This window comes from Piscirickettsia salmonis LF-89 = ATCC VR-1361, assembly GCF_000297215.2.
GTDB lineage: Bacteria > Pseudomonadota > Gammaproteobacteria > Piscirickettsiales > Piscirickettsiaceae > Piscirickettsia > Piscirickettsia salmonis.
On sequence record NZ_AMFF02000147.1, the window covers coordinates 1 to 5,386 of the forward strand.

1 protein-coding gene and 2 pseudogenes are annotated in these 5,386 nt (G+C 34.1%); all 3 read right to left on the reverse strand.

Annotated features, from left to right (window positions below; translation table 11 throughout):
* Positions 1-191, reverse strand: a pseudogene (locus C200_RS12315) (IS701 family transposase); the annotation flags it as partial.
* A 300-nt stretch (positions 192-491) separates the two neighbouring features.
* The gene (locus C200_RS12320) at positions 492-3,227 is read right to left on the reverse strand and encodes a hypothetical protein (RefSeq protein WP_016211525.1); all 2,736 of its coding nucleotides are present in this window, start codon (positions 3,225-3,227) and stop codon (positions 492-494) included.
* 593 nt (positions 3,228-3,820) lie between these two features.
* A pseudogene (locus tag C200_RS16585) lies at positions 3,821-5,301 on the reverse strand (peptide MFS transporter).
* Positions 5,302-5,386 lie beyond the last annotated feature (85 nt).

Here is a 5,386-nt window from a genome sequence, read left to right on the forward strand (position 1 = left end):
TCATACTGACGAACATGCTTTTTAACATAGCTCCAGAGCTCTTTTGATCCAAAGTGGTTTTTATTTAAAAAGCGTGTGACTTTATCATGGCTGATACTTCCTTCCAGTAAATCTGAAAGTCCTGTTGCCGTTGCATAATGGTTCTGGCTAATTAAATAGTCGCTATAAATATCCAGTAGCTCTTTATTCATTCCTGATGAAATCCCTGTATCTATCAGATTTCATTATACATTGTTTATCATGTCAGTGCGTAAGGTGAGTTATATAGCTATATCTTGATGAGATAAATATATATTTTAGAGCGACTATTAATTGAAGTCGATCGAGCAAGGACAATTTGGAGCGTTTAAGTGCATTAAATGCTTTGTTTATTAAATCGTGGTTAATTGATATTGAATATGATTATGGTCGCTATCATTCGGTGCGGGCAAGGCTGAATATCCATGCTCACACCTGAATTTTTCATAATTACTAAATTATATAAGGCTTGCTTAAGGCGCAACTACGATTGCAGGAGCCATTTCAGTATCAGCATGTTGGTGATGGGCATTTGTAAAGGCATTAAGCATAAGGGAGCTAGTGCGACAAGGTTGGTGAAGATAAGCATCAGCTCTTTTCCTACTGATTGGAGCTGTGGCCGATACAGTATCTGTTGCTGATTTTTCAGTATGTTCTTGAAAGCCACTTTGGATAAATCGTTTTAATCTTGCAGAGTTTATTGAATGAAGTTCTTCTGGTTTGCTATTACTTTCGATTGCTGTTAATTCAATGCTAAATAACTCTTGTGCTGTTGGAATTATTTCATTGTTAGGTAAATTTGCTTTTGCTAAGTTATAGGCATCAATTAACCTTTTACATTGCTCAGAAAGATTATTAGCGCTTTCTGATGATTTTACAATGCTAGATAATTTTGCAAAAATATTGCGTCTTGCTGTATCCAGAGCATAATACTTTTGCATAGTGACGTGTAAATTTGCATTGGCGATATCAGGATTAGTTAAAAGCCCTTTAAGTTTTTGCAGTTCTACTTTAAGGTTTTTTAGCTCTTGAGGGGTACCTGGAGTATCTGGAATTTCTTTTTCTTTATGTTCTATATATTTTACGGCGGCTTTGGGTTCGTTGCCACTTAAAAATGCACAAAGAATATTAAACGCTCTTTGGGACTCTTGGTAAGGTTCACTAAGAGCTATTTCAGCGCTGCCTAGTTTATGTATGTTTTGCAGGAGGCTAGAAAGTTGCAGAGAAACCTGCTGCTTTAAATGCTCTTTTGGAAGAGGAGTGTTGCTGCTATCAGGCTGGCTATAAGCAGAGGCTCTTTTTCTGGTTGGTGGTAGTGATTCCAAGGTAATCGTTCTTTCTTTGTTTTTTGGCGTTGCGGTTGTTATAGTCGCTGAGCTATCTAATTTTTCAACATGCTTATGTTCAGGAAGGTCTTGAAAATCATTTTTAACAAATTCTTTGAGCTGCTCAAAATTTACTGAATTAAGCTCGTCTGGCTTACTATTTTTTTCAATAGCTTCTAACTCAGCGTTAAATAGCTCTTGAGCTGATGGTGTTATATCATGATGAGCTAATTGTGATTTTGCTAAGTTGTATGCACTAATTAATTCTTTAAATTGATCATAAAGCTTATCAATATTTTCTGATGACTTAGTAATGTTAGATAATTTTGTGTAAATAACTTTTCTGATTTTCTCTACAGCATACTGCTTTTGAATAGTAGTATGTAAATATTTATTGTGAATATCAGGATCAATTAAAATCTCTTTAAGTTTTTTTAGCTGTATTTTAAGATTTTTTAGCTCTTGGAGAGTGTTTTGGCTATCTGGAATCTCTTTTTCTTTATGTTCTATTAGCTTTATTGCTGTTTCAGGGTCATTGCCATTTAAAAATGCACAAAGAGAATTAAAAGATTCTCTTGCTTGATGATAGGCTTGTCCATATCCTTGTGAGCCTAAAGTATGTATATTTTGTAAAACAGTAGAAAGTTGCCAGGATAATTGTTTGTTTAAAAGCTTTACATGTTTTACGTGCTTTCGTCGAGCTGCGGCTTGAATAGCCTTGACGATATCTTTATTGCTTTTAAATAAGGACATTACTGTATTTCTAAATGATTCTTGAAGCTTGGTTTCTAGGCCTTCAATGTGACTTTTATAAAATAATTTTTCATCATGACTAATATCAAGAGATTCAATATCATTGGTAAGCCCTTCTTTCATTTGGCGATAGCTTTTAGGATTTTGAATAATATATTGGTTAAGTGCTGGTATAGTTTCGATATAGTCTTTTATATGCTCTAAAATATTTATTTGGCTCTGCGTGAGCCATGATTTTGGTAAGGCTAAATAGGTATTGACTAAGCCGACCAGAGTGTAGAGGTCATTCTCACTTTCAAAGGGGGCAATATTTGTAATCGCTTTGTTGGAGAAGGGGTGGCCGCAATCATACACATAAAGGTCGGTGCCGGAGCCATCAGCACGTAGCTTTGCAGCCGCATTTTGACCTCTGGAGCCAAGCATATCATAATCGCTTATTGTTAACATTGCTGCAAGGTAACGCGTATGGGCAGTAACTTTACTTGCGGATTGGTCATGGATAAGAGAAGGTTCCCAGTGTGTTTTTACACAAAATTTTGCTTCACCATTTTTATATTTTTTAACCAATATAGAGGCTTGAGGAGCACCTAGGCCAATTATGTTAGCTAAGTTTAAAGCAAAAACTTCCTCTAAACTTTCTTTGTTTTTATCTTCTTTATACCCTCTTTTAGCAATATTGTAGGCATAGCCCATAGCTTCTGCAGCCAGTGTACCTAATCTTCCTTTTGCACTGAGTTTTGTGTAGGTTCCTGTTTGTCTAAAATTTTTTGTAGGGTTACTGACTTGGTTTAAAACTCCTCGGCTGATCCTTGGGTCTTTATGGTCATTTTTTACAAGATAGGCAAATCCGTTTTCTTTGCAATATTTGGTAAATGCTGATTTTATATCTTTATAGCTTTCTTTAATATTATCTAGGTGAAAAAGTTGGATGAGTTGATAGTAATTTGTTATTTCTAGATCACGAACATCAATATTATATCTATCCAGATAAAAGTCTTTAAATTTATTAAATAATTCACCTTCTTCCCCTTTATTTACCTTGATTCCAATAAACCCGTTAGTGACACCTCCTGGTTTTTCATCGATTTTTTGCATTTTAGACAGACGGCTTTCTACCTCAACATATGGCATATAAAATACTCCTTAGATTATGGTCTAAATTTAGGCACTAAAGATATTAAGAAGTGTAGGTGGTTGGTTAATCTCCTTTTGATTATTAACAAAGGCTTATCATAACGATATAGAACAGTTATCAAATTCATATAATAAAAATAATAAAAAATTAAAAGGAAAGTTAAATTTTATGTATTGATAAATGCAAAATAAAATTATTTATATTTTATTTATTTTTTTATTTATTTAATGTTATTTAAATAAATTAATTTTTGTTACTAAATGTATTTTTAATGTAAATATGTTAAACAAAAAAATATATTTGCTATGTTATGTTATATTTTGTTTTGATATTTATTTATTTTATTATTGAATTTGTTAGATTTGGCAATATTTGCTATTTATATAGATTTTTTAGATATTACTCTATTGAGAGTAAGCTTCAATTTTGTCTGATGTGCTTTATCTTATTGGGATATTATAAATTAAAATAATTAAAGTAATATTATTAAGTCGTCATATTAGATATTAGTTTATATTTTCTTTCAAAATGACTATATAAATAAAGATCTAGCCCCTCATGGTAGCAGCATGATGAGGCTAATAAAACTTTAGCTTAACTCACTATTTAATTTAGGTTCTAACTTTTGTGTATGCAGCATACGGTTAAGTATGTTCATCAAGAAAAAGAAAACAAGAGTAATGATGAGTGCAATGGCTGACATTATTAGGAAAACTTGCATATATAACGGGTTTGATGCTGCTGCTGTGATGTTGTGACTTTCAAGGCTTTGGCTGATCGCAAAATTTGAAATTGGCCCAGCAAGGTTAATGCCGAAAGCGATATTCATAAATAGATAGCCTGTAAATAAGCCTTGGTGTTCTGGTTTCATCATCTCACCTGCCATTGCGTAGTTAACGGCATTAACATGAATTTCACCCGCAGCAACAATTAATAGCAGTAAAATTGGGAAAATAACATTGACAAGGTGATTATTGCCGACAAGATAAATACCGATTGGGATCATTAAAAAGGCAATGATATACAAGCTAAGCCCTCGAGTAACAAGAAGCCCTGGCAAATAAGGACGTTTTTCTTGCTGACGTTTGCGCATCATGTTTGCAAGTACAAAGCCAAAGATAATCACACCTAAGCTTTCAAATAGGTTGACTGTTGCCGGTTGCATCGGAATGCCAAATAAAGACTTAGAGGTGTTAAATTCAACAAAATTTTCCAAGGCTGTAGACTGCAAACCTTGAACGCAGGCGAAAATCATACTGGCGGAGCTTAAAATCAGATAAGCGAAAATTTTAGTACGATATTCATGGCTTTGTTTGAGGGCAAAGTTGATCATACTGAGCAATAAGACAATAAAGAGAATATAAATTAATGTTGAGCCCAGTACTGGATTGTGCATGAGATAATAGGCAAAGCATAAGCAAATTAGGATAATCGCAGGTGCAGTGTATAAGCGCTTAGTTGATTTATAAAATACGGTGACAAAATAAGTATTTTTATCATTAAAATACTTCCATGATTTTAAGTGGATTACCATGGCAACGATGATACATACAGCTGCAAAATAAAGGCTTGGCTATACATATTATGGCTTTGTAAAAAGCTTGCGACGGCAAAGCTTAAAACGAAGCCCATATTCATAAAGCTATAATTGACAGCAAAGGCAATGCGGCGACGTTTATCTTCTTGCGAAAAAAGCTGAGTTAGCATCATATTGATACAGCTGACGTTTAATCCTGAGCCGGTAATAAACGTGGCCATGCCGATCAAAATGATAGTATGTATTTGAATGGCAATAAGACATAGGCCAATAAACTGAAGAAGAAGGCTGATGCAAAATAGTGCACGGAAAGTAAGGTAGCGACCACCTACAGCACCACCAAGAAAATGGAAGAGGAAATTAATTGCAAAAAAGCTTGCCGTGAGTGTGTTTGCTTCAGGGTGGCTCATTCCAGCATAGTTTGAAAGATAAAAATTCAGCAAGCCCATTAAAACGGCGTAACCGACGGTAGAAAAGACTTGAATTAAATTAATATTAAGAACGCCTTTGGGCAGTTCCTTATAGTTTAACATGATTGATCCTTATGTTTTAAGCTGTAGAAGAGGTGAAGAGCATTGCTAATGTGTTAACGATATTATTTAGATTCAGGAATTTCAA

Excerpts from the sequence above, each read along its gene's own strand:
- C200_RS12320 (WP_016211525.1), bottom strand. The coding sequence starts at position 3,227 with ATGCCATATGTTGAGGTAGAAAGCCGTCTGTCTAAAATGCAAAAAATC.